Source organism: Pseudochrobactrum lubricantis, assembly GCF_041929865.1.
GTDB lineage: Bacteria > Pseudomonadota > Alphaproteobacteria > Rhizobiales > Rhizobiaceae > Pseudochrobactrum > Pseudochrobactrum saccharolyticum.
Genome location: NZ_JBHEEE010000004.1, coordinates 12,399 through 37,583 on the forward strand (window position 1 = coordinate 12,399; position 25,185 = coordinate 37,583).

20 protein-coding genes are annotated in these 25,185 nt (G+C 53.0%); 15 read left to right on the forward strand and 5 right to left on the reverse strand.

Going from position 1 to position 25,185, the window contains the following annotated elements; all coding sequences use genetic code 11:
* Positions 1-2: 2 nt before the first annotated feature.
* Positions 3-1,850, reverse strand: coding sequence for a TadE/TadG family type IV pilus assembly protein (locus tag JNC80_RS09310; protein ID WP_376710149.1), 1,848 nt, complete (start codon positions 1,848-1,850; stop codon positions 3-5).
* Between the two features lie 421 nt (positions 1,851-2,271).
* Between JNC80_RS09310 and JNC80_RS09315 the strand changes: the two genes are divergently transcribed.
* The 5 genes from JNC80_RS09315 to JNC80_RS09335 all read left to right on the forward strand — a co-directional run bounded on the left by JNC80_RS09315 (position 2,272) and on the right by JNC80_RS09335 (position 9,385).
* Positions 2,272-3,120: a TIGR01459 family HAD-type hydrolase gene (locus JNC80_RS09315; RefSeq protein WP_376710150.1), complete on the forward strand. Its 849-nt coding sequence runs from the start codon at positions 2,272-2,274 to the stop codon at positions 3,118-3,120.
* A 55-nt stretch (positions 3,121-3,175) separates the two neighbouring features.
* Positions 3,176-4,198, forward strand: a complete 1,023-nt coding sequence (locus tag JNC80_RS09320) for a bifunctional riboflavin kinase/FAD synthetase (protein ID WP_376710377.1) — start codon at positions 3,176-3,178, stop codon at positions 4,196-4,198.
* A gap of 105 nt (positions 4,199-4,303) precedes the next feature.
* A complete protein-coding gene (locus JNC80_RS09325; RefSeq protein WP_376710378.1) occupies positions 4,304-5,125 on the forward strand; it encodes a MipA/OmpV family protein in 822 nt (273 codons plus the stop codon).
* Positions 5,126-5,492: 367 nt separating this feature from the next.
* Positions 5,493-8,399: an isoleucine--tRNA ligase gene (gene ileS / locus JNC80_RS09330; protein WP_376710151.1), complete on the forward strand. Its 2,907-nt coding sequence runs from the start codon at positions 5,493-5,495 to the stop codon at positions 8,397-8,399.
* Positions 8,400-8,716: 317 nt separating this feature from the next.
* Positions 8,717-9,385, forward strand: a complete 669-nt coding sequence (locus JNC80_RS09335; protein ID WP_075654416.1) for a hypothetical protein — start codon at positions 8,717-8,719, stop codon at positions 9,383-9,385.
* Between the two features lie 57 nt (positions 9,386-9,442).
* Here JNC80_RS09335 and JNC80_RS09340 read toward each other — a convergent pair whose 3' ends face one another.
* On the reverse strand, positions 9,443-9,874 hold the full coding sequence (locus JNC80_RS09340) for a nucleoside deaminase (RefSeq protein WP_075654789.1): 432 nt from the start codon (positions 9,872-9,874) through the stop codon (positions 9,443-9,445).
* Between the two features lie 393 nt (positions 9,875-10,267).
* On the opposite strand from JNC80_RS09340, the gene JNC80_RS09345 reads away from it, so the two are divergent.
* The 4 genes from JNC80_RS09345 to JNC80_RS09360 all read left to right on the forward strand — a co-directional run bounded on the left by JNC80_RS09345 (position 10,268) and on the right by JNC80_RS09360 (position 15,914).
* Entirely contained in the window at positions 10,268-12,205 is a 1,938-nt protein-coding gene (locus JNC80_RS09345; RefSeq protein ID WP_376710152.1) for a pseudouridine synthase, read from the forward strand.
* Positions 12,205-12,759 carry a 16S rRNA (guanine(966)-N(2))-methyltransferase RsmD gene (gene rsmD, locus JNC80_RS09350; protein WP_022711239.1) on the forward strand — a complete coding sequence of 185 codons (555 nt, stop codon included), beginning with the start codon at positions 12,205-12,207 and terminating at the stop codon, positions 12,757-12,759. Before JNC80_RS09345 ends, rsmD begins: the two co-directional genes overlap by 1 nt.
* Before the next feature lie 231 nt (positions 12,760-12,990).
* On the forward strand, positions 12,991-14,553 hold the full coding sequence (locus JNC80_RS09355; protein WP_376710379.1) for a M16 family metallopeptidase: 1,563 nt from the start codon (positions 12,991-12,993) through the stop codon (positions 14,551-14,553).
* Positions 14,553-15,914, forward strand: a complete 1,362-nt coding sequence (locus JNC80_RS09360) for a M16 family metallopeptidase (protein WP_376710153.1) — start codon at positions 14,553-14,555, stop codon at positions 15,912-15,914. The genes JNC80_RS09355 and JNC80_RS09360 overlap by 1 nt, the downstream gene beginning before the upstream one ends.
* Before the next feature lie 91 nt (positions 15,915-16,005).
* Here JNC80_RS09360 and JNC80_RS09365 read toward each other — a convergent pair whose 3' ends face one another.
* A complete protein-coding gene (locus tag JNC80_RS09365) occupies positions 16,006-17,865 on the reverse strand; it encodes a monovalent cation:proton antiporter-2 (CPA2) family protein (RefSeq protein WP_022711236.1) in 1,860 nt (619 codons plus the stop codon).
* 422 nt (positions 17,866-18,287) lie between these two features.
* On the opposite strand from JNC80_RS09365, the gene JNC80_RS09370 reads away from it, so the two are divergent.
* The 6 genes from JNC80_RS09370 (at position 18,288) to lpxK (ending at position 24,485) form a co-directional block, all read left to right on the forward strand.
* Positions 18,288-19,637, forward strand: a complete 1,350-nt coding sequence (locus JNC80_RS09370; protein ID WP_376710380.1) for a TldD/PmbA family protein — start codon at positions 18,288-18,290, stop codon at positions 19,635-19,637.
* Positions 19,624-20,478: a 3'(2'),5'-bisphosphate nucleotidase CysQ gene (locus tag JNC80_RS09375; RefSeq protein ID WP_075654422.1), complete on the forward strand. Its 855-nt coding sequence runs from the start codon at positions 19,624-19,626 to the stop codon at positions 20,476-20,478. Before JNC80_RS09370 ends, JNC80_RS09375 begins: the two co-directional genes overlap by 14 nt.
* A 166-nt stretch (positions 20,479-20,644) precedes the next feature.
* A complete protein-coding gene (locus tag JNC80_RS09380) occupies positions 20,645-20,914 on the forward strand; it encodes a DUF4170 domain-containing protein (protein ID WP_022711233.1) in 270 nt (89 codons plus the stop codon).
* Positions 20,915-20,961: 47 nt separating this feature from the next.
* The gene (locus tag JNC80_RS09385; protein WP_376710155.1) at positions 20,962-21,732 is read left to right on the forward strand and encodes a lysophospholipid acyltransferase family protein; all 771 of its coding nucleotides are present in this window, start codon (positions 20,962-20,964) and stop codon (positions 21,730-21,732) included.
* Between the two features lie 342 nt (positions 21,733-22,074).
* Positions 22,075-23,424, forward strand: coding sequence for a lipid IV(A) 3-deoxy-D-manno-octulosonic acid transferase (gene waaA, locus JNC80_RS09390; protein WP_376710156.1), 1,350 nt, complete (start codon positions 22,075-22,077; stop codon positions 23,422-23,424).
* Positions 23,424-24,485 carry a tetraacyldisaccharide 4'-kinase gene (lpxK, locus tag JNC80_RS09395; RefSeq protein ID WP_376710157.1) on the forward strand — a complete coding sequence of 354 codons (1,062 nt, stop codon included), beginning with the start codon at positions 23,424-23,426 and terminating at the stop codon, positions 24,483-24,485. The genes waaA and lpxK overlap by 1 nt, the downstream gene beginning before the upstream one ends.
* Here the strand turns inward: lpxK and JNC80_RS09400 are convergent, their stop codons facing one another.
* Together JNC80_RS09400 and JNC80_RS09405 are read right to left on the reverse strand one after the other, a co-directional pair.
* Complete coding sequence (locus JNC80_RS09400; RefSeq protein WP_376710158.1) at positions 24,486-24,941, reverse strand: GNAT family N-acetyltransferase; 456 nt, start codon at positions 24,939-24,941, stop codon at positions 24,486-24,488.
* 1 nt (position 24,942) lies between these two features.
* A complete protein-coding gene (locus JNC80_RS09405; protein WP_022711228.1) occupies positions 24,943-25,179 on the reverse strand; it encodes a DUF2093 domain-containing protein in 237 nt (78 codons plus the stop codon).
* Positions 25,180-25,185: the final 6 nt, after the last annotated feature.

Here is a 25,185-nt window from a genome sequence, read left to right on the forward strand (position 1 = left end):
AATCAGCGGACAACACGCAGATTGGATAATTCATCGGCAATTTCACGGAATGTCTGTTCAAGATTGCCGCCGGTTGTATTCCAGAAAAGTTTTGCCCGCTGGGTAGGAAAGTCCTTATCAAATCGCACCCGAGATTCTGAGGCGCATTGTTTCATAGTTTCCATCTGCTTGCGATCTGTCGCATTGTTCTGCCGCAGATCAAGCGCAACAGTCATCACCATGATTTTGTCCTGTTTTGCAAGCTCGCACAATTTTTTGAAGCGCGCATTCAGTGCTTCAGTATAATAGGCATTGTCATGAACATTGCTGGCGCCGCGTGCTTCCTGAAAAATACGTGTTCTGTCGTAGGATTTAGTTGTAACTGCGGTATATCCCAGTGAAGAATAGTTGGATATGTTGTTTGCATAGTCTGTACCGCCGAGTGAGTTGTAACGGTAATAAGTGTTGGCACCATCGGTCAGAACAATGACGACTTTATCATTGCCCCGCTCCGAAATTGCTCTTCCGCCTGCAAATGGCGAATTCTGGATAAGTGTTCTCCAGCCCCAGACCATACCTTCCGGCACATTTGTACCGCCATCCGGTTGCATTTTGGCAATGGCATTTTTTACCGTTCTCAGGCCATTGTCAGTTGTTACATCTGTAAGTGTAGTGATCGGCGTTGTTGTGCAGCTGTAATTCGGACCGGATGTTCCTTCACCAGACGTGTTTTGCGCGATGTAGTATTTTTTCAAATCCCGTTGCATCGTTTGATAGCTGTCGTAGCGTCCCCCGTTATCCGACCACCAATGGTTCAGAGAGCGGCTGGTGTCATATTCATCGGGGGCGAACATCGGCACATACATCGTGTCAGGCTTATCAATCGTCGGGCGATCAGCATTAATGCCGTACTCTCCGGGGCGTGCTTCTACACAACCTTTCCAGCTTGTATATGTTCTGCCACGTGTGGTTTGCATGTCATTATACAGGCTGAACCGCGTGAAATAATGGCCGTTTTCGCTTCCCCAACCAGACCCTTGTTTAAAATAAGCACCATCACGAAGAATGATATTTTTATTGTACCCGACATTGATAGGGTTGTTTGCCGTGGGCATGGTGAAGTTTTCATAATGAACCGGCGAGATACCGGTCTGATCCATCCATAGCTGGGCCTGGTTTTCGGGGCCGATATTGACTGAGGCAGCAAAAGGAACCAGGGAAAACTGTACCGGATTTTCAAGATGCGTAATGAGTTTGGCCTGATCTGCCAGCTTATCCACGAGCTGAGCTGATGCCTGTTTTAGCAAGTCGATGCGCTTGAGACCTGAGCCCGAGCCGCGTTCAGACATCGAGCCGGAATTATCAAGGACAAGAGCGACTTCCAGAGTATTCTTAAGGCGTACAGTTGCAGACATTGAAAAAGTATATTTATCCCAGTCAACCTCATCTTTCGTCATTGCCATTACGGCTCTTCCGTAAAATGAAATATAACGGAAGGATGCGCCGGCAACGATTTGCTGGTCTGAATCACGACCTTTAGGAAACTCCAGAGTAAACTGAGTTTTGTCCGGTTCGATGGCACGCAGATTAGCATCAAATATTTTTTTGCCGAATGCCCGGATCTGGCTTTCTTCCGAAACGACAGTGAAGCGCTTACCTACAGCCAGTGCAGCGGCATCAAGTGACTGCTGAACATTTCCGCGCACACGCATCAGATTGGCAGAGTCAATCGCCAGCATCATTGCAAAAAGAATAGGCGGAAGCATCAATGCGAAAAGCGGGGCAATAGCGCCGGTCTGGTTTCTGCGAAACCGCATTATCAGTGCAGAAAAACTGCCGGATCGCTGTTTTGGGCTTTTTACGCAACGCATAGTCTCTCCTGCCGGCACAGGCCGGAACATAGTCTTCTTATTGTCCGTCTGTTTCCGGTCGCGTGACGTTTCAGAAAACGGCAGACATGACCGGAAACGCGATTCAATCTTTTCATTCTTTCTGATGGTAATGGATTGGTTCTAACAAGCCGTCACGAAACACAGTAAAAAAACTGGGTACAGGGTAGAGTTAATGAAACATGAGCGGCGTGGTTCCGTGCTGCGTCAAAATATAAACAGTGTTGTGATATTTTCGCTCACGTAAAACGGGTGACATATGCTGCCTGTTGGTTTAGAGCATTTATAAAATCCGGCGCCTGAAGCTTTGGCTTCGACCGCGTCTTTCATGCAGATCCGTGCGCGCGAATGGTGCGCCTGTGCTCCGTTTAGCCGCGGAGATAATTGATTTAAGGATAGTTTTATGCTGCATCCGGCGAAACTCGATGATCTTTTTGACCGCTATGATGTGATCTTCAGTGATGTCTGGGGCGTGTTGCATAATGGGGTGGAAGCCTATCGTCCGGCTGCGGATGCTCTGAAACGTGCCCGCGAGGCCGGTGTCAAAGTGGTGCTGATTACCAATTCGCCGCGCCCGTTTCCCGGTGTTGCCGCCCAGATGGAAATGATGGGTATCACCAATGAGAGCTATGACCAGATCGTGACATCCGGTGATGTTACCCGTGATCTGATCGCTGCAGGCCCGCGTAAAATCTATCATCTGGGGCCTGAGCGCGAATTGGCGATTTATGACGGGCTGGATGTGGAGCTGGTTGAAGAATATGAGGCATCCGGTGTTGTCTGTACCGGTCTGGTCGATGACGAAGTGGAAAAGCCGGAAGATTATGCCGAACTGTTGCAGCGTTTCCGTTCGCGCAATCTGCCATTCATCTGCGCCAATCCTGATATTGTTGTGGAACGCGGCACTCGCCTGATCTGGTGTGCCGGTGCACTGGCGCGTGATTATACGCAGCTTGGCGGTCGCACACTTATCGCCGGTAAGCCACATCACCCGATTTATGCGGCCGCAATGCAGGCCGCAGAAAAGCTGACCGACAAGCCTGTTGATAAATCCCGCATCCTTGCTATCGGTGATGGTATGCTGACCGATGTGAAAGGTGCGCAGAATTACGGCGTGGATGTTCTGTATATTTCCGGCGGTATTCACGCGGCTGATTATGTGGCCAAGGGCGAAGTCGATCACGACAAGCTGCTGGCATTTCTTGGCCGTCACGGCGAGGCACCGGCAGCAGTGATGCGTTATCTGGTGTGATTGCCGGAAGTTTTTAATCCCTGAACAACTGATCTGAAACAACTCAATGACTGCGATGCCTTCAGAATTTGCTGCAAAATCCGCAATTCTTCGTCTCACCTGCGGTGTGAACGGCAGTGAGCCGCTGCCTGCGCATATGCGCGGCGGCGTCGTGGCAATCGGCAATTTTGACGGTGTGCATCGCGGTCATCAGGCTGTGCTTGAGAAAACCCTGCAACTGGCCAAAGAGCGCAATTGTCCGGCTGTTGTGCTGACATTTGAGCCGCATCCGCGCAGTTTTTTCAATCCGGATCAGCCGGTTGATCGCCTGACTGATGCGCAGGAAAAAGCGGCTATTCTGGGTTTGCTCGGTTTTGATGTTGTGGTGGAGCAGGGCTTTGATGCCGGATTTTCCTGCCTGAGCGCGCAGGAATTTATCGATCAGGCGCTGATCGAACGGCTGGGTGCATCGGAAGTCATTACCGGTGTTGATTTTCACTTCGGTAAAAAGCGGCAGGGCAATCCGGAGTTTTTGAAACGGGCGGGTGAGAAACACGGTTTTGGCGTGACCCTGATTGAGCCTTTTACCGATGAGGGCGGCGAGGTGGTTTCCTCCTCGCGCATTCGCTCCCATCTGGCTGAAGGTGATGTGGCGGGCGCAGCGGGACTGTTGGGCTATCGCTACACGCTGGCCAGTACTGTAATTAAAGGCAAGCAGCTGGGGCGCACGCTTGGTTTTCCGACAGCCAATATGGCGCTGCCGGAGCAGACCAATCTGAAGCACGGTATCTATGCTGTGCGTTTCCGCCGTGCTGACGGCACGCTTTATGATGGTGTTGCCAGTTTTGGCCGCCGTCCGACCGTGGACAGTGACGGTTGCGCATTGCTTGAGACATTCTTGTTTGACTTCTCAGGCGATCTCTACGGCGAATTCTGCTCTGTATCTTTCTTTGCTTATTTACGCGGAGAAGAAAAATTCGATTCGCTTGATGCATTGATGGTGCAGATGCGGCAGGATGAAGCTGAAGCGAGGGCAATATTATCCGCTGTACAGCCGCTTTCTTTGCTGGATTCCTATCTGACATTCTCCCGCAGCTGAATTGATCTCAATATTTCAGAATATATTTACCGCTTTACTTGAAATATAAGCGCATACCTGTTTGTCCGCCTGCAAATGGCGTCTGGAGTATGCGTTTTGCGTAATATGTTTAACCGGTCCCGGATTGCCGGATTGGCTGTTTTGTCTGCTGCATCATTCATTCATCCGGCTTTGGCGGAAGAGGGCGGACAATCATCAGGAAAACATTTCTGGTCAGGTGACTGGTCGCTGACCGTCGGCGGTGACTTTTACCGCCAACCCCGTTTTACAGGCTCCAGCAAATATATAATGAGTGCGCAGCCTCTGATTTCCTTTGGCCGCACAGGTGTTGCCGAGCGTTTTTCATCCCGCAATGACAATATTTCCTTCGCCCTGATGGATATGGAAGATTTTCGTGTGGGGCTGACCGGCGAGTTTTTGATGGCGCGTGGCGGCAGTCAGGCCGATGGCTTGAAAGATGTGCCATGGGGTGGTGAGGTCGGCGGCTTTATGGAATTCTACCCGACAGACTGGTTTCGTCTGCGCTCAGAACTGCGTCACGGGGTTCGGGCACATAATGGTATTGTCGGCGAACTGGCAGGGGATGCATTTTATGATGTGACACCGGCGATCCGTGTTTCCGGCGGGCCGCGCATGTCTTTTGCTTCAGAGAAATATCTGGATGCCTATTATGGTATTAATGCTGAGGAATCCGTTGCCAGCGGTCTTTCCGTTTATGATCCGGATGGCGGGGGAATTACATCTGCCGGACTGGGTGGCGCGGTGACATGGATGACAACCGATAAAATCACAACCAGCCTTTATGCCGAATATAGTAAATTGCAGGGTAAAGCAGCGCGCTCCAGCCTTGTATCCGAGCGCGGATCGCGTCATCAGCTGACGGTTGGTGTTTCGGCAACCTATCGTTTTGATTTTACGCTGGACTGATGTTTTGAGCGAAAACCGTCAGGTTTTAGAAAAGTAACGGCTTATTTGCTTTGAAAATCTGCCGGAAGGGCAAAGTTTATCTGTCTTGCCTCTTTATTCTGCGCGCCTGCATTGGTAAAAGCATCACCATGATGAGACAATACTCGATATTTATAATGCTGCGCTATGCCGGCCGAATTATTGGCCCGGCCTTTTCTTAAGCCTGACCGGATGGTTCAGGGGGAAAGGTCCGGGAAGAATAGCTGACATCCTGAGGCATGATGAACTCTGCCGCAATTTCAGGATATATATTTTCTTAAGACTGCCTGCCTGAAAGCAGCATAGTGCCTGCATTATGCTCCGGCAGTCCAACTGAATGCTCAAGATAATGACTGCTGAAAAAATCGATTATTCCAAAACGCTTAACCTGCCGCAGACCGACTTTCCGATGCGCGCCAGCCTTCCTCAGCGTGAGCCGCTGCTGGTTGCCCGCTGGGAAGAGATGAATCTTTACAAGAAGCTGCGTGAAGATGCCAAGGATCGTCCGCTTTGGGTGCTGCATGACGGCCCTCCATATGCCAATGGTAATATTCATATCGGTCATGCGTTGAACAAAACGCTGAAAGATGTGATCACCCGCTCGTTCCAGATGCGCGGCTATAACTCGAACTATGTTCCGGGCTGGGATTGCCACGGTCTGCCGATCGAATGGAAGATCGAAGAAAAATACCGTGCGCAGGGCAAGAATAAAGACGAAGTGCCGGTTAATGAATTCCGCAAGGAATGCCGTGAATTTGCTGAAGGCTGGATCAAGGTTCAGACCGATGAGTTCAAACGTCTGGCAATCACCGGTGATTTTGAACAGCCATACACCACAATGAATTTCCATGCGGAAGCCCGCATTGCCGGTGAATTGCTGAAATTCGCCCGTTCCGGCCAGCTTTATCGCGGTTCCAAGCCGGTTATGTGGTCAGTTGTTGAGCGCACTGCTCTGGCAGAAGCCGAAGTTGAATATCACGATGTTGAGTCGGATATGATCTGGGTGAAATTCCCTGTCACATCCGTGCCGGAACTGGCTGACGCGCATGTGGTGATCTGGACGACGACACCTTGGACAATTCCGGGCAACCGCGCCATCGCCTATTCGCCAAAGGTTTCCTACGGTCTTTATGAAGTGACCGGTGCGGAAAATGACTTTGGCCCGCAGGCTGGTGAGAAGCTGATCTTCGCTGATAATCTGGCTGAGGAATGCTTCAAGAAAGCCAAGCTGACTTTTAATCGTTTGCGCGATGTTTCCACTGCACAGCTGCATGGCATGACTGCTGCCCATCCGCTCAAAGGCTTTGGCGGCGGTTATGAATTTATCGTGCCGCTGGTTGCCGGTGAGCATGTGACCGATGATGCCGGTACAGGCTTCGTTCACACTGCACCAAGCCATGGTCGTGAAGACTTTGAAGCATGGATGGATGCTGCACGTGAACTTGAAGCACGCGGCATCAATCCTGCAATTCCTTTCCCTGTGGATGATGCCGGTTTCTATACTGCCGATGCGCCGGGCTTTGGCCCTGACCGTGAAGGCGGGGCTGCCCGTGTTATCGATGATAACGGCAAGAAGGGCGATGCCAATGAAGCGGTTATCAAAGAACTGATCGCGCGTGGTCTGCTGTTCGCCCGTGGCCGCATGAAGCATTCCTATCCGCATTCATGGCGCTCGAAAAAGCCGATCATCTTCCGCAATACACCGCAATGGTTCGTCTATATGGACAAGGAACTGGGCGACGGCACTACGCTGCGTTCCCGCGCTCTTAAAGCCATTGATGATACACGTTTTGTACCGGCTGCCGGTCAGAACCGCCTGCGTGCCATGATCGAAAACCGTCCTGACTGGGTGCTGTCACGCCAGCGCGCATGGGGCGTGCCGATCTGTGTTTTTGCAGCCGAAGACGGCACAGTGCTGCTTGATGAAGCTGTGAATGAACGTATTCTCGCGGCTTTTGAAGTGGAAGGTGCTGATGCATGGTTTGCAGAAGGTGCGCGTGAGCGTTTCCTCGGCAACCGCGCCGGTGAGGCTTGGGAGCAGGTCACTGACATTCTCGATGTCTGGTTTGACTCCGGTTCCACGCATACATTTACGCTGGAAGACCGCCCTGATCTGAAATGGCCTGCCGATCTTTATATGGAAGGTTCGGATCAGCATCGCGGCTGGTTCCATTCCTCGCTGCTGGAAAGCTGCGGAACCCGTGGCCGTGCACCTTATAATGCAGTGCTGACCCATGGTTTCACCATGGACGAGCATGGCAAGAAAATGTCGAAGTCGCTCGGCAATACAGTGACCCCGCAGGAAATCATCAAGGACTCCGGTGCAGATATTCTGCGTCTCTGGGTGATGACCTCGGATTACTGGGACGATCAGCGCCTCGGCAAGAGCATCATCCAGACCAATATCGACGCTTACCGCAAGCTGCGTAACACCATCCGCTGGATGTTGGGTACATTGGCGCATGATGAAGGCGAAGAGGTTGCCTATGCCGATCTGCCGGAGCTTGAAAAGCTGATGCTGCATCGCCTGAGCGAGCTGGATGAAGTTGTTCGCAATGGTTATGATGCATTTGAATTCAAACGCATCACCCGTGCGCTGATCGACTTCACCAATATCGAGTTGTCGGCTTTCTATTTCGATATCCGCAAAGATGCGCTTTATTGCGATGCACCATCGAGCCTGCGCCGCAAAGCTGCTTTGCAGACCGTGCGTCACCTGTTCGATAATATCGTGACATGGCTCGCACCGATGCTGCCTTTCACAACGGAAGAAGCATGGCTTGACCGTTATAAAGATGCGGTTTCTGTGCATCTGGAGCAGTTCCGCAACATTCCTGCCGAATGGAATAATCCGGTTCTGGGTGCGAAATGGGACAAGGTGCGCGATGTACGCCGCGTTGTTACCGGCGCTCTGGAACTGGAACGTGCGGACAAGCGTATCGGCTCGTCGCTGGAAGCTGCGCCTCTGGTGTATATCACCGATGCGTCGCTGCTCTCAGCGGTACAGGGGCTGGATATGGCTGAGATCTGCATCACCAGCGGACTGACCATCAGCGACCAGCCGGTTGCCGGTGAGGCATTCGCGTTGAGCGATGTGAAGGGTGTTGCTGTTGTGCCTGCCAAGGCCGACGGTACAAAATGCGCCCGTTCATGGCGTTATACCAATGATGTCGGCAGTGATTCTGAGTTCCCTGATGTATCGGCACGCGATGCTGCGGCATTGCATGAGCTGAAAGCCCTTGGTCGTTTGGGATAAGTATGAATCTGCGATAATCACAGGTAAGCATTTCCAGCAAAAGTGCGAAGCAGTTTTGCGTTGGATAATGCGTAAAACAAAGAAAAAGAGCGGTTCCGGTAATTCAATTTTAACAGGAACCGCTCCGACAAGTAATTATCAGTGATTGCCGCATATTTTCTGCCGTGCTAAGGCACTGCATTGAAATATTTTGTCGGCAGTGAAAATCTGCTTTCATGCCTTGGAGTTGCCGGAAAGTACCGATAACGCCATAATGCATGAAATTTAATGTAGCGGTGGTTGGGTAATCTGGCCGAATACGGATAAAAGTGGTGCTCATGAAGATTGAAGGACGCATTTTCGCTTTCGCAACAGTGCTGGCCAGTTTGGGTCTTGCCGGTTGCGTGTCCGATCCGACCTATGGAACAGGCAAGTCAGCCAGCACGCAATTGCTGGATGATATGTCATCCATTGCTACAATCGGTCCGAAAAAGAGAACCGGTATTGAATATAAGCCGCGTCCGGAGCTGGTGAAGCCTGTTGCCGGGCAGAAAGAAAGCCTGCCGCAGCCACAGGAAAGTGTTGCCCGCGCCGGTGATCCTTCATGGCCGGAATCGCCGGAAGAACGCCGCAAGCGTCTGCGTGCAGAGATTGAAGCAAACCGCGACAATCCGAATTTCGTTTCGCCGATTGCACCGGACAGCCCGAGCGATTTCACGCCGCGCCGTCAGATTTTGCCAAGCGGTGCCAGCCGTCGTGAAGATTATGCATCACGTGATTCTGTTGCCGATCCGGCAGTTGCTGCAGCCGCCAAGCAGGCACAGCTTGATCGCGCAGGCGGTTCTGCCACTCAGCGTAAATATCTGAGTGAGCCGCCGGTCAGCTATCGCCAACCAGCCGCCACTGCTGCAGTTGGTGATCTGGGTGAAGACGAGGCGAAGAAAGAACGCCGTCGTAAGGCTGAAGCCACGGGCTCGAAAAGCTGGCGCGATAAGCTAGGTCTTTAATTCGGGTTTGAATGAAGTTTGAAAAAAAGCCGCGTCCTGACAAAGGACGCGGCTTTTTTATTTGCGTTTTTCCTGAAAGAAACGTTTCAGCATGTCGGTTGCCTCCGCTTCACCAATGCCGGAATAGACCTCCGGTGCGTGATGGCAGGTCGGCTGGCTGTAGAAGCGGGGGCCATATTCCACGCCGCCGCCCTTCGGATCGCTTGAAGCATAATAAAGACGGCGGATACGGGCAAAAGAAATTGCCGCCGCGCACATGGCGCAAGGTTCCAGCGTCACATAGAGATCGCAATCCCCGAGCCGCTCATTTTCCAGAGCCTCACAGGCAATGCGGATTGCCAGAATTTCGGCATGGGCGGTCGGATCATTGATCTCGCGGGTGCGGTTACCCGCACGGGCAATAATCCGGTTTTTATGTGTGATGACCGCGCCGATCGGCACTTCGCCCCGTGCTTCTGCGGCGCGGGCTTCTTCCATCGCGGCCTGCATAGGAGATAACTTTGCATGACCGCTTGCCGGATGTGTCACGGAAACCAAATTCTCTGCAGGAGCCAAACTTGCCGCAGGGGATTGTGAATTTTTATTGTTCATCTTGCCGGAATTGCCGCCGGTTGCGTTTTTTTGCATAATGTGCGGCAGCCTTTCAGATATTTTACTCGCAAGCGCGGTGATGATTTGTTAGAGCGTAGCTTTAATAAGGTGTGTAGCATAAGAACTGCGCTGCAATCGTGCCAGCTTTATCCTAAATTTTGCCGGATCGGAATGATTTAGCATAAAGCATGTCCGGCGAAAACGCGCAGCGGTTTTGCAGCAGGGCTTTCCGCATCCTGATTTTCGATTTTTGACGCCGGGCAGAAATACCGGTGAAAGGCTGATATTCTAATGACCCGTGACGATCATGATAATGAACGCGGCAAGCGTCCTTTTGTAAAGCGTGAGCGTACGCGCGATGACAGAGGTTCTGACCGTCCGCGTCGTTTTGAAGGTGAATCCCGTGGTGACAAGCCGCGCGGCTTCGGTGAGCGCGGCGACAAACCTCGTGGTTTTGAACCTCGCGGCGATAAGCCCCGCGGCTTTGATATGAGCGCCGCTGAAGAAGGCGAACGTATCGCCAAGCGTCTGGCGCGCGTGGGTATTGCCTCGCGCCGTGAAGCGGAAAGCATGATTGCTGCCGGTCGTGTTGCTGTAAACGGTAAAGTGCTGACCAGCCCTGCCGTCAATGTTCTGCGCACAGATCGTATTACCGTTGATAATAAAGTTCTGCAGCAGGCTGAACGTACCCGCCTGTGGCTCTATCACAAACCTGCCGGTCTGGTGACAACCAACCGTGATCCGGAAGGTCGTCCGACAGTGTTTGATGCACTGCCTGCTGAATTACCGCGCGTTTTGTCGGTTGGTCGTCTTGATATCAACACCGAAGGCCTGTTGCTGCTGACCAATGATGGCGGTCTGTCCCGCGTTCTGGAACTGCCTGCTACCGGCTGGCTGCGTCGCTATCGCGTGCGCGCCCACGGTACAGTAACACAGGCACAGCTTGATGAGCTGAAAAACGGTATCGCTGTTGACGGCGTGTTCTACGGCGCGGTTGAGGCAACTCTGGAGCGCGAGCAGGGCGCCAATGTCTGGCTGTCCATTGGTCTGCGCGAAGGCAAGAACCGCGAAGTTAAGAATATTCTTGGTGCGCTTGGTCTGGCCGTTTCCCGCCTGATCCGCGTTTCTTTCGGTCCGTTCCAGCTGGGCGATCTGGAAGAGGGCGCGGTGCGTGAAATCCGTGGCCGTACCCTGCGTGAACAGCTCGGTGAAAAACTGGTTGAAGATTCCGGTGCGGATTTTGATGCGCCGATCCTCAATGAATTCTCCAATGAAGCTGTTAAGGGCGAATTGCCGTCCCGCAGCCCGCGTTTTGATGCTTATGAAGAGCGCGGCAGCGACGAGGAAGGCGAGGGCCGTTCCCGTTACAAATCCGACTGGATTTCCAGCAGCCGCAATGCAGGCGGCGGCCGTGGCGGCAAAGGCGGCTTTGGTGCCAAGCGTGGCGAAGGGCGTATGGACGGTGAGCGTAAACCGTTCCGCCGTGACCGTGAGGAAGGTGACCGTCGTGAGGAAGGCCGTGCGCCGTGTGATGGTGAGCGTAAGCCTTTCCAGCGTGATCGTGATGGTAAGAGCTGGCGTGAAGATGGTTTGTCACGCCTCAGCACATCTGCACCGCGTTCCGGCGGCTTCGACAAGCCGCGCTTTGCGAAAGGCGGCCGTGGTGACAAGGATGATGACAAGTTTGGTTCACAGCCGCAGCGTCCGCGCGGCGTGAATGTATGGATGGCACCGGGTGCCAAGGCCTATAATTCGTCGTCCAAGCCGACCCCGGGTGATGATCGCCGCCGTTCGCGCCGTGACGGTGATGACCGTCCGCAGCGTGAAGAAGGTGGTCGCGGTTATCAGGGCCGTACAGAGGACAGAGACGGCTATAAGCGTCAGGGTTTCCGCCGCGATGAAGACAATCGTGACGGTTTCAAGCGCGAAGGCTTCCGCTCGGAAAACCGTCGTTCTTTTGATGAAGGCGACCGTCCGGCACGCGAAGAGCGTCGTTTCTCTGGTGAGCGCAATTTTGACAAGAAGCCATTTGGCGACAAGAAGCCGTTTGGTGATCGTCCGTCGGGCGACAAACCATTCCGTGGCAAACCTGAAGGCGGTCGCGGCGGCAAGCCTTTCGGCAAAGGACCGCAGGGTGGCCAACCATCCGGTAATCGTCCGTCCGGCCCTCGTGGTGCAGGTCCTCGCGGCGCAGGACCGCGTTCCGGCCCGCGCGGAGATAAACGTTAATGCGCATTGTCGGCGGTAAATTCCGCGGACGTGCACTGGTGACGCCGGAAAGCTCTGCAATCCGGCCGACCAGCGACCGGACGCGCGAAAGTCTGTTCAATATTATCACGCATGGTTTTCGTGAGAAGCTGGACAATACGCGCGTGCTGGATCTGTTTGCCGGCACCGGTGCGCTTGGCCTTGAAGCCTTGTCACGCGGCTGCCGCTATACGGTTTTCGTTGAGGAATCCGTAGAAGGGCGTGGCTTGTTGCGCCAGAATGTGGAGGCGTTCGGCCTTCAGGGGAATACAAAAGTGTTCCGTCGCAATGCAACAGCCTTGGGGCCGACCGGTACAATGGGCGAATTTGATCTGGTTTTTGCCGATCCGCCCTATGGTAAAGGTTTGGGTGAACAGGCTTTTATCTCTGCACTTGAAGGCGGATGGCTGAAGCCTGATGCGCTTTTGATACTGGAAGAAGTGTCAGAAGCCGTTATCACGCTGGATGACCGCTTCATATTGCGCGATGAACGCAATTACGGGATCACCACGATAAGGCTTTATGAACTGGCCTGACAATTTTATTATTAGATAACAAATTGCCCGCTCTGTGCGGGCAATTTGCATTTCAGCATAGTGCTGCCTTTTTGGGAGCATATTTATTAAATTATTGTCATCATGACATAATTCTTGATGGCTGGTTGCGAATTTGCCGCAATCTCGTTTAATTAAGGTTGTTTTGCAAAACAGGAAGGGACACTTTTCGTGCCATATCTATCCTTTTGCCGGCAACTGGTCAGCACATCCATGCTGGCGCTGATTGTCAGTTCTGCGACTGTGGGCGCATCTTTTGCGCAGGCTGCCAAGCCCGCCGAGGCGCAGGTTGCCCCCGCTGCGACCACCCAGACCAATCCGGCCAATGATAATCAGCCGGCCGCGCTGCCTGAAATCAAGACCCAGAAAGGCGTCAGCAGTTTTAAGCTGACCAATGGCATGGATGTTGTGGTGATTCCCGATCACCGCGCACCGGTTGTCACACAGATGGTCTGGTATCGCGTGGGTGCCGCTGATGAGCAGGAAGGTGTATCCGGTATTGCCCATTTTCTTGAGCATCTGATGTTCAAGGGTACGAAGAATGTTCCTGCCGGTGAATTCTCTGCAAAAGTTGCAGCGATTGGCGGTCAGGAAAACGCTTTCACCTCGTCCGATTATACCGGCTATTACCAGCAGGTTGCACCGGATGCGCTGGAAATGGTGATGAAATACGAGTCAGACCGTATGGCCAATCTGGTTCTGACCGAAGATGTGATTGTACCGGAGCGCGATGTTATTCTCGAAGAGCGCCGCATGCGTGTGGACAGCAATCCGGGCGCAATGCTGAGCGAAGAGGTGAGTGCCGCTTCTTTCTTTAATCATCCTTACCGCCGCCCGATTATCGGCTGGCAGCAGGAAATGGAAAAGCTCAGCCTTGAGGATGCCATCGGTTTTTACGAGCGTTATTATACGCCGAATAATGCCATTCTCGTGGTGGCCGGTGATGTGACGCCGGAGCGCGTCCGTGATCTGGCGCTCAGCACCTATGGCAAATTGCCGAAGCGCTTTGAAGTTGCACCGCGTATCCGTCCGCAGGAACCTGTGAAGCACACAGCCCGCACCGTGACATTGCGCGACGCCCGTGTGAACCAGCCGTCTTTCAATTCCACATGGGTGGTGCCGTCTTACGTAAACGCCAAGGCTAAGGGACGTGAAGGTGATGCGGAAGCACTTGATCTGCTGGGAGAAATTCTCGGCGGTGGTATGCGTAGCCGTCTCTATCAGAAGCTGATTGTTGAGCAGGGCATTGCTGCCAGTGCCGGTGCTTATTATGCCGGTGACGCGCTGGATGACGGTACATTCATGCTCTATGGCGCGCCGCGCGGCGATGCCACGCTTGAGCAGGTGCAGGCTGCAATCAATGTTGAAGTCGAGCGTCTGATTAAAGACGGTGTGACGGAAACAGAACTTAATCAGGCACGCAATCGTTTTCTGAAGTCGGAAATTTTTGCCCGTGACAGCCAGACCGGCATGGCACGGATTTATGGTTCCTCACTGGCTGTCGGCCAGACTGTTGAGGATGTGCAGGGCTGGTCGGATAAAATCCGCACCGTCAAGCCGGAGCAGATCCGCGATGTGGCAGAGCGCTATCTGAAACCGTCAATTGCTGTGACCGGTTATCTGCTGCCGCCGGAAACGGCAGAAGCAGCCGTAAAGCCTGAACAGAGTGCAAAACCAGCCGCAGCCGATAAGGCGCAAACCGGTGCTGCCGGTGAAAAACCGGCAGGCAATGATCTGAACAAGAAGACAGATGCAAAGCCAGAGGTGAAAAAATAATGACATATTCTCTTCACTCTGAGCCAGGGTTCGAAAATGCACGCCCTGTCCGTAGCAATGCTTTGCGTGGTTTCAAAGCTGCGGCTGTTGGTCTTTTCGCATTGCTGACAACACTGCCTGCCTATGCGCTGGATATTCAGGAAGTGACCTCACCGAAGGGTATCAAAGCCTGGCTGGTGGAGGACGGCAGTGTGCCACTGATCTCTGTGCGTTTTTCGTTTAAGGGTGGCAGTGCGCAAGACCCTGAAGGCAAAGAAGGTCTGGCCAATCTGATGACCGGTCTGTTCGATGAAGGTGCGGGTGATATGCCATCCGATGCCTATCAGGAAAGACTGGATAATATCGGTGCGGAAATGAGCTTCACCGCCAGTGATGATACGATTTCCGGCGGTATGCGGATGCTGAAAGAGAACAGTCCGGCAGCCTTTGACATGCTGGCTCTGGCTATTCAGAAACCGCGTTTCGATCAGGCGGCAGTTGATCGTATCCGCGATCAGGTGATTGCAGGGATTAACGCTTCCAAAAATGATCCGAACACAATTGCTTCGCAGAAATTTGCCGAAGTGCTCTATGGCAAGCATCCTTATGCCCGCCGTGAAGAGGGCACAGTGCAGTCGCTGGAAACAATCACCCGCGATGATCTGCTGGATGCCCATAAAAAACTGTTCGGCAAAGACCAGCTGAAAATCGGTGTGGTCGGTGCGATCAGCGCCGAGGAACTGGCGCCTCTGCTGGATAAGCTTTTCGGAAATCTGCAGGATAAAGCAGAGCTCAAGCCGATGGAAATGGCCAAACTCGCTTTGGGTGCCACAACATCTGTGACCTATGATCTGCCGCAGACTACGGTCAGCCTGGTGTATCCGGGTGTAAAGCGCAGCGATAAAGATTTCTTCGCAGCCTATCTGATGAATCAGGTGCTGGGTGTTGGCTTTACTTCACGTCTTTATAATGAAGTGCGTGAGAAGCGCGGCCTTGCTTATACGGTCAGCTCCGGTCTCAGTGGCCGGGACTATTCCAACAGCCTCAATATTGCCACCGGTACACGTCCTGACCGTGCACAGCAGAGTTTGGATGTGATCCGCGCGGAAGTTGCCCGTATGGCGAAATCCGGCGTGACAGAGGAAGAACTGGCCGCAGCTAAGAGCTTTGCAATCGGTGCCTATGCGATCAATAATCTGGATTCATCCGTGGCCGTTGCCCGCACCTTGGTTGGCTTGCAGGAGCAGGATCTGGGGCGTGATTATATCGACCGCCGTGCTGATCTCATCAATGCTGTGACCACAGATGATGTGAAGACTGTTGCAGCAAAGCTGCTCAAAGCAGATCCTGCCATTCTCGTGGTTGGGCCAAGCCTGAACTAACGAGCCTGAACTAAGATACAGGTTTGTAGGAATATAAAAAACGGCGCGGTGGATGACCACCGCGCCGTTTTTGTATTTAATCGGCGATGATTTATTCGCTTGCCGGAGTGAGGACGATACCTGCTTCCGGATAGGGTTTGGCGGGTGCGATTGTCTCTTCTGTTGCCTTGTCGAGCGGCACTGCCGAGCGGGTTGGTTTGACCAGAGGTTCCGGTGTTACCGGCTTATTGAACAACAGGTGACGACCGGCGAGAATACCTTCCGAAGCCTGTACATGCAGGCGGTCTTCATCGCGCTGGCGCACATCATCGGCAATGGTCTGAGCCTCTTCTTCCGGCATGCCGAGCGCTTCCAGTGTTTTGCGGCCAAATAACAGACCGGATTCAAAAGTTTCACGCAGCTCGTAATCCACGCCTTTTGCCCGCAATTGCAGCGTATGCTCACGGTCAAAGGAACGGACATAGAGTTTCACATCCGGAAATTCTGTCTGAATGAGATCAACTATCCGGTCGGTGATTTCTTTTTTCTCAGTGCAGATGGCAACCAGTTTGGCTTTGCGGATACCTGCCATTTCCAGCACGTCTTTACGCTGCCCGTCACCGAAATAAATACGGAAACCGAAGCGTCCGGCTGCGCGGATTTTATTGGCGGAATTGTCGATCACCGTCACATCAGAACCACCGGCCAGCAAAATCTGCGAGGCAATCTGCCCGTAACGGGAGAAGCCGATCATCAGCACATCGGAACCTGCACCCTCGAAATTTTCCTCCATGCCGTCTTCCTGCTTCGTATTCGTCAGCAGGCGATTGCCGATGGTTACGCAGAGTGGTGTCAGCGCCATGGAAATCGTGATGGCAGCGATCAGCTCGGAGGCCAGCGCATCGGTGATAACCGCAGCGGCACTGGCCGTGGAGAACAGAACGAAGGCAAATTCACCGCCCTGTGGCAGCAGAAAGGCGACTTTGACCGCATCATTATGGCTGGTGCGGAAAATACGGCACAGCAGATAAATGATTGCGATTTTAGTAACAATAATCACCGGAACCGATAGCAGGATCATCAGCCAGTTATCGAGAATGACCACCAGATTAAGCGACAAACCAACCGCGACAAAGAACAGGCCGAGGAAAATACCGCGGAATGGTTCCACGTCGGCTGCCAGTTCATGACGGTAGGAGGAATCTGCCAGCAGCACACCGGCGATAAATGCGCCCATCGCCATGGACAGGCCGGCAGCTTCCATCAGCGCCGCCGAACCGAGAACGACGAACAATGCGGCGGCGATCATCACTTCACGCGCACCGGTATTGCCGATGATACGGAACATCGGGTTCAGCAAATAGCGTCCGGCAATAATCAGAATGATAATGGCACCGAGTGCCGCTGCCACATGGAAATTCGCAGCGCTTTGCGAGCTTTCGCCCGGTGACAATGCAGGTATAAGCGCCAGAATAGGAACGATCGCCAGATCCTGAAACAGCAAAATAGCAAAGGCTTTTTGCCCGTATTTCTGGCTGGTTTCCCCTTTGTCTTCCAGAATTTGCATGGCAAAGGCGGTTGAGGATAGTGCAAAACCGCAACCGACGATAATCGCTGCCGGTACGGGAAGACCTGCAACATAAACGCCCAGAAAGGCAAGGGTGACAGCACATAATGCGACCTGTGCCAGACCGAGGCCGAAGATCGCATGGCGCAGAGACCAGAGGCGGGATGGCTTGAGATCAAGACCGATGATGAACAGCAGAAACACCACGCCCAGTTCGGAGAAATGCAGCAGTTCTTCACCATCGGTAATAAAACGGGCAATCGGGCCGATAATCACACCGGCGGCCAGATAGCCCAGAACGGTTCCCAACCCCATACGCTTGAACAATGGTGCGGCAATGATTGCCCCGCCGAGGATCATCAGGGTCTGCAGATAAAGACTGCCGATGGAAATATTGTTTTCCATAATTAAAACATCACATATTACGTTTGTCGGGGCGGGTGCGGAATAAGCTACCGGCAGAAAATCATCAAATACAATGCTGCAGGCAAATCATGCCGAACATAATATGAAACAACGCGTGCAGATAACGGTTTTTTAAAGAAAAATATCACGTTTATGGTTTCATCGTTTTCAAATATGAAGTCATGAACATGGGCGAAACACTGAGGATATTATTCTGAAGACGACGTCTGTGTTCCTGCATATGTTTCCTCAGGCCTGAGTTGTCATGCATAAACATAAAATGAGACTTAAAAAATACACGGCTTATCCGTATATAGAACCTATACAGGCGGCAAAACCTGATAATTGACTGTTCGCAGATTGCAAAATGCGGGCGTTGAATTATCTCTCACCACCGCGCCAGACGAATGACAGGAAGAATGATGGACGCACAAAGCTCTGCTCAAAAACTCGCCGATCAGGCTCGTTTTCTCGTCGCCGCGGCTAAAAAAGCCGGTGCGGATCATGCCGATGCGGTGGTTGTGCGCAGCCGTTCCAGCAATGTCAGCGTGCGTTTAGGCAAGGTTGAAGCGACCGAAGCCTCGGAAAGTGATGATTTCTCACTGCGGGTTTTTGTCGGTAAGCGCATTGCCAGTATTTCGGCCAGTGCCAATAAGGGGGCTGATCCTGTCGCGCTGGCCGAACGTGCCGTCGCGATGGCAAAAGTCTCGCCGGAAGATGCCTATGAGGGGCTGGCTGATCCGTCGAAGCTGGCTAAACAAATTGCCGATCTTGATCTGTTTGACCCGACACAAATTGACAGCAAACGCATGACTGAAGATGCGCTGGCAATGGAAGAGGCTGCGAGGGCGGTTGCCGGTGTTACCAATTCCGGCGGTGCTACGGCCTCTGCGGGGCTGGGCGGTATGGTGCTGGTCACATCCGGCGGCTTTGAAGGTTTTTACACGCTGAGCCGTTTTGGCCGCTCTGTCAGCGCGATTGCCGGTGAAGGCACCGCGATGGAGCGCGATTATGATATGCGCGTGCGTTTGCATTTTGCCGATTTGCCAGAACTGGAAGATCTTGGCCGCACCGCCGGTGAACGGGCAGTGCGCCGCCTCAATGCACGTAAGGTTAAAACCGGCGCGGTTAATGTGATGTTCGATCCGCGTGTGGCGCGCGGCATGGCCGGTCATATTGCCGGTGCCATCAATGGTGCATCCGTTGCCCGTAAAAGCAGTTTTTTGAAAGATAAAATGGGACAGCAGGTTCTGAGCAAAGGGATCAGCATCACTGATGATCCGATGCGCCTGCGCGGTTCATCTTCCCGTCCGTTTGACGGTGAGGGCATTGCCGGTGAAAAACTGACCATGATTGAGGACGGTGTGCTGAAGCACTGGTTCCTCTCCGGCTCGACCGCGCGTGAACTGGGACTGGAAACCAATGGCCGTGGCGTGCGTTCCGGTTCAACTGTTGTGCCGTCCTCTACCAATCTGGCGATTGAAGCCGGTGCACGCACACCGGAAGAACTGATGAAAGAACTCGGCACCGGTTTCTATGTCACCGAGGTTTTCGGACAGGGCGTGGATATGATTACCGGCCAATATAGCCGTGGTGCTTCCGGTTTCTGGATTGAAAACGGCGAGCTGACCTATCCGGTGAGTGAAGTGACCATCGCGTCCAATCTCAAAGATATGTTTATGAATATGACCGCTGCCAGCGATCTCGACCGGTCTTACGGAACAGCCGCACCAACGCTGGTAATTGAAGGAATGACGCTTGCCGGAAACTAAAGAAGCAACTAATCAAAAAACAGACAGCGATGACCTGCAACTCATCCGTGAAGCGGCAGCGGAAGCGGGTAAAATTGCTTTGCGCTATTATGGCAATAATCCGGAGGTCTGGCTGAAAGGCGGTCAGTCTCCGGTGAGCGAAGCGGATTTAGCAGTTGATCGTTTCCTTCAGGCGTTTTTGCTGCAGGCGCGGCCGGATTATGGCTGGATTTCAGAGGAAACGGCAACAGATCAGCAGCGTACAGGCAGAGAACGCGCATTTGTGGTTGATCCGATTGACGGTACCCGCGCATTTCTTGCCGGTGACGACCGCTGGTGTGTGAGCATTGCAGTGATCGATCAGGGTAAACCGCGCTGCGGTGTGCTGGATGTTCCGGTGCGTAAAGAGGTGCTGAGCGCCGTCAGCGGACAGGGTGCTTTCCAGAATGGCACGCCGGTTGCAGCGCAGTTGCCTGCGGATGGTCGCAGCTATCCTGTGGCGATGTCGCGATCACATTTTAATGATCTGCCGGAAGGCTTTCGCAGCAAGACAGCTTTCTCGCCCTATGTGCCATCGCTGGCCTATCGCATAGCTATGGTCGGACGGGGTGAACTGGCCGGAACTTTCGTGCGCGGCGGTGCCCATGACTGGGATCTGGCCGCGGCAGATTTGCTGCTTTCCGAGGCTGGCGGCAGGCTTTTGACCCTTGAGGGGCAGGCGCTTAGCTATGGCGCGGCAGGTGGTGCCGTTGCGGGGCAAAAACCATTCAGCCACGATGTGCTGGTGGCGGCTGTTGCAGGTTTTGAAGAAGAAATGCTGAGCGTTGTACGGCAGTTATTGTCGGATCAGAATTATTCCTGAGCCGGCATGTCGCAGGTGCATTAGAAAATACGATAAATTAAAGAGTGTGCAATGAGCACTCCGGTTGAACTTGGACGTAAACCGCTCTAAAGAGGGCGGCAACAAAGGCAGGCTATAAAGTGCTTGCCTTCCGGCAAAACATAATCTCAGTGACAGGATTAGAAACATGACCGCATCTGGTGAAAACAAACAACTGCTGCATCTGGTATTCGGCGGTGAATTGAAGACGCTGAATTCCATGGAATTCCGTGATCTGGACAAGCTGGATATTGTCGGCATCTATCCGAATTATGAAGCCGCTAAAATGGCTTGGAAATCCAAGGCTCAGCAGACCGTTGATAACGCGCATATGCGTTATTTCATCGTGCATATGCACCGTCTGCTCGATCCTGCAAGTGCAGTTGCCGAAGCTGTGCGCTCTGCTGACAAAGCCTGACGCGCGTTCTGACTGTGGCAGGTGACAAACCGCACCGAACCGGATTTTTGACCAAGTTTTTGAAACGCGCCTGGCAGCGTATTCGTGGGCCTTTGGCGCGTTCAGAAGTTCTGAAGACGGTGCTGGTCAATTTGATTTCGGGCTATCTCCGGCTGGTTTATGCAACCAATAAACGCCTGCCGGGATTTTACGAAACGATTGCATCCCAAAAAAAGCAAACGCCCTATATTGTCACTTTCTGGCATGGCCAGCATTTGATGGGGCCGTTTGTGCGCGATAAATCTGTGCCGGTTGTGGCCATGTTTTCGCGCAGTGCCGATGCGGAGCTTAATGCCCGTGTGGCGGAAAAGCTCGGCCTGCAAACGGTTCGCGGTTCTGGCGGGCGTGCTGACAGCGATAATAGCGGCAAGGGTGGTGCACGCGCTCTGCTCACCCTGAAACGGGCATTGGATCAGGGCACCAGCACCGGCATGATTGCCGATGTGGCGCATAGTCCGGTGCGTGAGGCGGGGCAGGGCATTATCCTGCTGGCCAAATTATCCGGCCGCCCGATCCTGCCGGTTGCCTATGCTTTTTCACGCAGCAAAATTCTGGAAAAAAGCTGGGATAAAACCTCAATACCGCTGCCTTTCGGGCGTTCCGCTGCGACCACGACCGAACCGGTCTGGGTGCCTGCGGATGCGGATGAAAATTTACTTGAGGAAAAACGGCTGGAACTGACCCGCAAACTCGATGCTGCCACGCTTGCCGCTTATAAACAGCTGGGAATGCTGCCACCTCCTGCCAGAGCATGTCACAGTCAAGTTGATCCAACTTGATCGTTTTAGTTTTGCCAGGTTGGATCAAATTGACGGCCGTGACAATGCGACCAACTAAAGAATCCAGAGCGAGCGTCGTTATTAAATTTGAACGCAACCCGCTCTGACTGACAATAAATTGTGATAGCGGCCGGCATTCTTTTATATAATCACCTTGTGACCGGTTTATTCGTGTATAAACTTAAGATAGGCTTGGTTCGCCGGGCATCTTTATGCAAGATTTCAATAGCTTGCGCAGGGGCGCAAATAGTCTTTGTGCCCTTTGTGTTTCCGGTATTTTATGTTCGTTTTACAGAACAGAACTGCTGTACGGCATAAAACAAGGCCGGTATGGAGATAAGAATGAGTGAAAAATGGGCCCGCACTGTTCTTAAAATCTATAAGGCTGCCGGTTGTGCGGCCTATCCGCTGATCGGGCCCTATATCAGTTATCGTGTTTCCAAAGGCAAAGAAGACCGTACTCGCCGTGCTGAGCGCTATGGCCGCAGTCAAATTGTTCGTCCTGAAGGACCGCTGGTCTGGATGCATGCCGCGAGTGTGGGCGAGTTTACCGCCATTCTGCCGCTGATTGAGCATTTTCTGGCACAGGATATCCGCATTCTGCTGACCACCGGCACGCGCACTTCTGCTGCGTTGGTGGGCGAGCGTCTTGGTGACAGGGTTATCCACCAATATGTACCGCTGGATTTGCTGCCTGCCGTGCGCCGTTTTCTGGATCACTGGCAACCGGATGTGGCGATTAAATGTGAATCCGAAATCTGGCCGATGACCATTCTGGAGCTGGGTAAACGCCATATTCCGCAAATCCTGATCAACGGGCGTATGTCTGACCGTTCCTATGCGAAATGGAAAAAGCGCAGCTCAGTTGCTGAGGCTTTGTTTGAAAATTTTGCCCATGTGGTGGCGCAGTCTGATGCGGATGGCGAACGCTTCCGCCAGCTCGGCGCACGTCCGGTCACGATTTCCGGCAATCTCAAAGTGGATACGGATGCCCCGCCGGTTGATCCGCAGGAACTGGAACGTCTGCAACAGCAAATTGGCAAGCGCAAAGTCTGGGCTGCGATTTCCACCCATGAGGGTGAGGAAGATATTGCTGCGACAGTGCATACAATGCTCAGCACCCGCCATCCGGATTTGCTGACTATGATTGTGCCGCGTCATCCGGATCGCGCTGAGGCAATCCGCACCATGATCGAAGCCAAGGGGCTGACTGTTGCTCAGCGCAGCCGTAATGAGGAGATCACTCCGCAAACGGCGGTTTATCTTGGTGATACGATCGGCGAAATGGGCTTGTATCTGCGCCTGTCACAAATTGCTTTTGTCGGCAAATCCCTGACCGGTGAGGGCGGGCAAAATCCGCTGGAACCAGCGATGCTCGGCACGGCAGTTTTGTCCGGCCGGAATGTGCAGAATTTCCGTGAACCCTATCAGCGCCTGATTAAAAACGGCGGTGCCAAACTTGTCAGCGATCATAATATGCTGGCCGGTGCGGTGAATTTCCTGTTCAATAACCCTGAAAAGCTGAAAACCATGACCGAGGCCGGAAAGCGCACGGTCGGTGATATGCGCGGCGCGCTGGAGCGCACACTCACGGCGCTTGAACCTTTTATACAGCCGCTGGCTGTCAAATCTCGTCTGGATACGACAGTTGTTGAACCTCTGGCTGAGACAGATGCAGCGGAGCAGCCGTGATGGCTGCAAATAAGACACCGGCAGATATTTCAGGTTTCTGGTGGCGTAAGGCTGGCTGGCAGTCTGTATTGCTGTCGCCGGTGGCTGCGATTTATGGCTCGGTTGCTAAAAAGCGTATGGTGAGTGCTGAGCCGCCGGAAATAGCCATGCCGGTTTTGTGTATCGGTAATTTCACGGTTGGCGGAGCGGGTAAAACACCGACCTGTATCGCTTTTGCCGAGGCTGCAAAGGCTGAAGGCTTTAAGCCCGGTATAGTCTCGCGCGGTTATGGCGGTTCTTTCAAAGGCGTGCATCTGGTGGATGTGGCGCAGGATACAGCCAAGTTGACCGGCGATGAGCCGCTGCTGCTGGCAAGACATGCCATGGTCGCTGTTTCAGCCAATCGTTTGCATGCTGCGCAATTGCTGGAAAAGCATGGTTGCAACTTCATCATTATGGATGACGGTTTTCAGAGCGCGCGTCTGTTTTATGATTATGCATTGCTGGTGGTGGATGCCGCACGTGGGATAGGCAACGGAAAAATCATTCCGGCAGGACCTTTGCGTGCGCCTTTGATGGCGCAGATGCAGCAGGCATCGGCACTGCTGCGCATAACGCCGAACCATCTGAAAGGCGAGGATGCCTCGGAAAATGTGATCCGCATGGCAGCGCGCAGTAATAAGCCGTTTTTTGATGCGCGTCTGGTCTCGGTGGCGGAACAACCGGTTGAGGGCAAAAAGTTTCTCGCTTTTGCCGGTATCGGCAATCCGCAGAAATTCTATGACAGTGTGACGGAACTGGGCGGGGAAGTGGTCATCAGCCGCTCATTTGGCGATCATTATAATTACAAGCCGGAAGATATCCGCCAGCTTATTGCGGAGGCGCGGGAAGCCAATCTGATATTGGCAACCACGGCGAAAGATTATGTGCGCCTGCATGGATTGCAATCTGCCGTTGAGGGCGACTGGCTGCGTAATATTGCTGTTTTTGATGTGCGGCTTGATTTTGGCCGTGAGAAAATTTTGCAACGCATTATCAAAACAACACGGCAAAATTTTCTTGAGCGTAGCCTTGAGCTCTAATCAGAGGCTTTGACGGTAAATATTGAGGCCATCAATATTCTCTTCAATCAACAGCCAACCGCGCGCAGTATAATAATCATGCTTGTCAGCTTCAGCGCAAAGATAGACTTCCGAGAAGTTCAGGTCGCGGGCTTGTTGCGCTGCGGCTTTCAGCAAGGCACCGCCGATGCCATGTGAGCGCTGTTGTTCATCAACCCAAAGGGCTGCGACCCACGGCGTATATTGCGGGCGGGCTTCCATATCACTGTTAATCAGCGACACAGTACCGAGAAACGCACTGCCTTTATGGGCGATGAGCGCAACCGGTGTGGTCTCTGCCGTCAGATTTTCCTGAAACAGACCTTTGATGAAGTCCAGTTCATGACCGTCCTGCCGCCACCATGCATTCCAAACGCGGTCGGCTGCATCATCGAGAAAATGCGGATGGGTCTTCAGGCCTGATATTTCGTATGCCATTTTAGCTTTTGCTGCGCTGGCGCAGTTCAGGATTAGCTTCCAGTTCGCGCTGATAGGAGACGAGGCCGTTCACATAGGCTTCCTGACGGGCAACGCTCCAGTAGCGCAGATCATCCAGTTCAATTTTTTCGCCGGTAACCGCACAAATCACATACGAACCCGGTTCGAGAACCTGATAATCACCATCGAGGTAGCGCAATTTGGCTTCACCGTTGCGATTGCTGGAAAACATATTCATTATTCT

Excerpts from the sequence above, each read along its gene's own strand:
- JNC80_RS09310 (WP_376710149.1), bottom strand. The coding sequence starts at position 1,850 with ATGCGTTGCGTAAAAAGCCCAAAACAGCGATCCGGCAGTTTTTCTGCA.
- JNC80_RS09315 (WP_376710150.1), top strand. The coding sequence starts at position 2,272 with ATGCTGCATCCGGCGAAACTCGATGATCTTTTTGACCGCTATGATGTG.
- JNC80_RS09320 (WP_376710377.1), top strand. The coding sequence starts at position 3,176 with ATGCCTTCAGAATTTGCTGCAAAATCCGCAATTCTTCGTCTCACCTGC.
- JNC80_RS09325 (WP_376710378.1), top strand. The coding sequence starts at position 4,304 with ATGTTTAACCGGTCCCGGATTGCCGGATTGGCTGTTTTGTCTGCTGCA.
- ileS (WP_376710151.1), top strand. The coding sequence starts at position 5,493 with ATGACTGCTGAAAAAATCGATTATTCCAAAACGCTTAACCTGCCGCAG.
- JNC80_RS09335 (WP_075654416.1), top strand. The coding sequence starts at position 8,717 with ATGAAGATTGAAGGACGCATTTTCGCTTTCGCAACAGTGCTGGCCAGT.
- JNC80_RS09340 (WP_075654789.1), bottom strand. The coding sequence starts at position 9,874 with ATGCAGGCCGCGATGGAAGAAGCCCGCGCCGCAGAAGCACGGGGCGAA.
- JNC80_RS09345 (WP_376710152.1), top strand. The coding sequence starts at position 10,268 with ATGACCCGTGACGATCATGATAATGAACGCGGCAAGCGTCCTTTTGTA.
- rsmD (WP_022711239.1), top strand. The coding sequence starts at position 12,205 with ATGCGCATTGTCGGCGGTAAATTCCGCGGACGTGCACTGGTGACGCCG.
- JNC80_RS09355 (WP_376710379.1), top strand. The coding sequence starts at position 12,991 with ATGCTGGCGCTGATTGTCAGTTCTGCGACTGTGGGCGCATCTTTTGCG.
- JNC80_RS09360 (WP_376710153.1), top strand. The coding sequence starts at position 14,553 with ATGACATATTCTCTTCACTCTGAGCCAGGGTTCGAAAATGCACGCCCT.
- JNC80_RS09365 (WP_022711236.1), bottom strand. The coding sequence starts at position 17,865 with ATGGAAAACAATATTTCCATCGGCAGTCTTTATCTGCAGACCCTGATG.
- JNC80_RS09370 (WP_376710380.1), top strand. The coding sequence starts at position 18,288 with ATGGACGCACAAAGCTCTGCTCAAAAACTCGCCGATCAGGCTCGTTTT.
- JNC80_RS09380 (WP_022711233.1), top strand. The coding sequence starts at position 20,645 with ATGACCGCATCTGGTGAAAACAAACAACTGCTGCATCTGGTATTCGGC.
- waaA (WP_376710156.1), top strand. The coding sequence starts at position 22,075 with ATGAGTGAAAAATGGGCCCGCACTGTTCTTAAAATCTATAAGGCTGCC.
- lpxK (WP_376710157.1), top strand. The coding sequence starts at position 23,424 with ATGGCTGCAAATAAGACACCGGCAGATATTTCAGGTTTCTGGTGGCGT.
- JNC80_RS09400 (WP_376710158.1), bottom strand. The coding sequence starts at position 24,941 with ATGGCATACGAAATATCAGGCCTGAAGACCCATCCGCATTTTCTCGAT.
- JNC80_RS09405 (WP_022711228.1), bottom strand. The coding sequence starts at position 25,179 with ATGAATATGTTTTCCAGCAATCGCAACGGTGAAGCCAAATTGCGCTAC.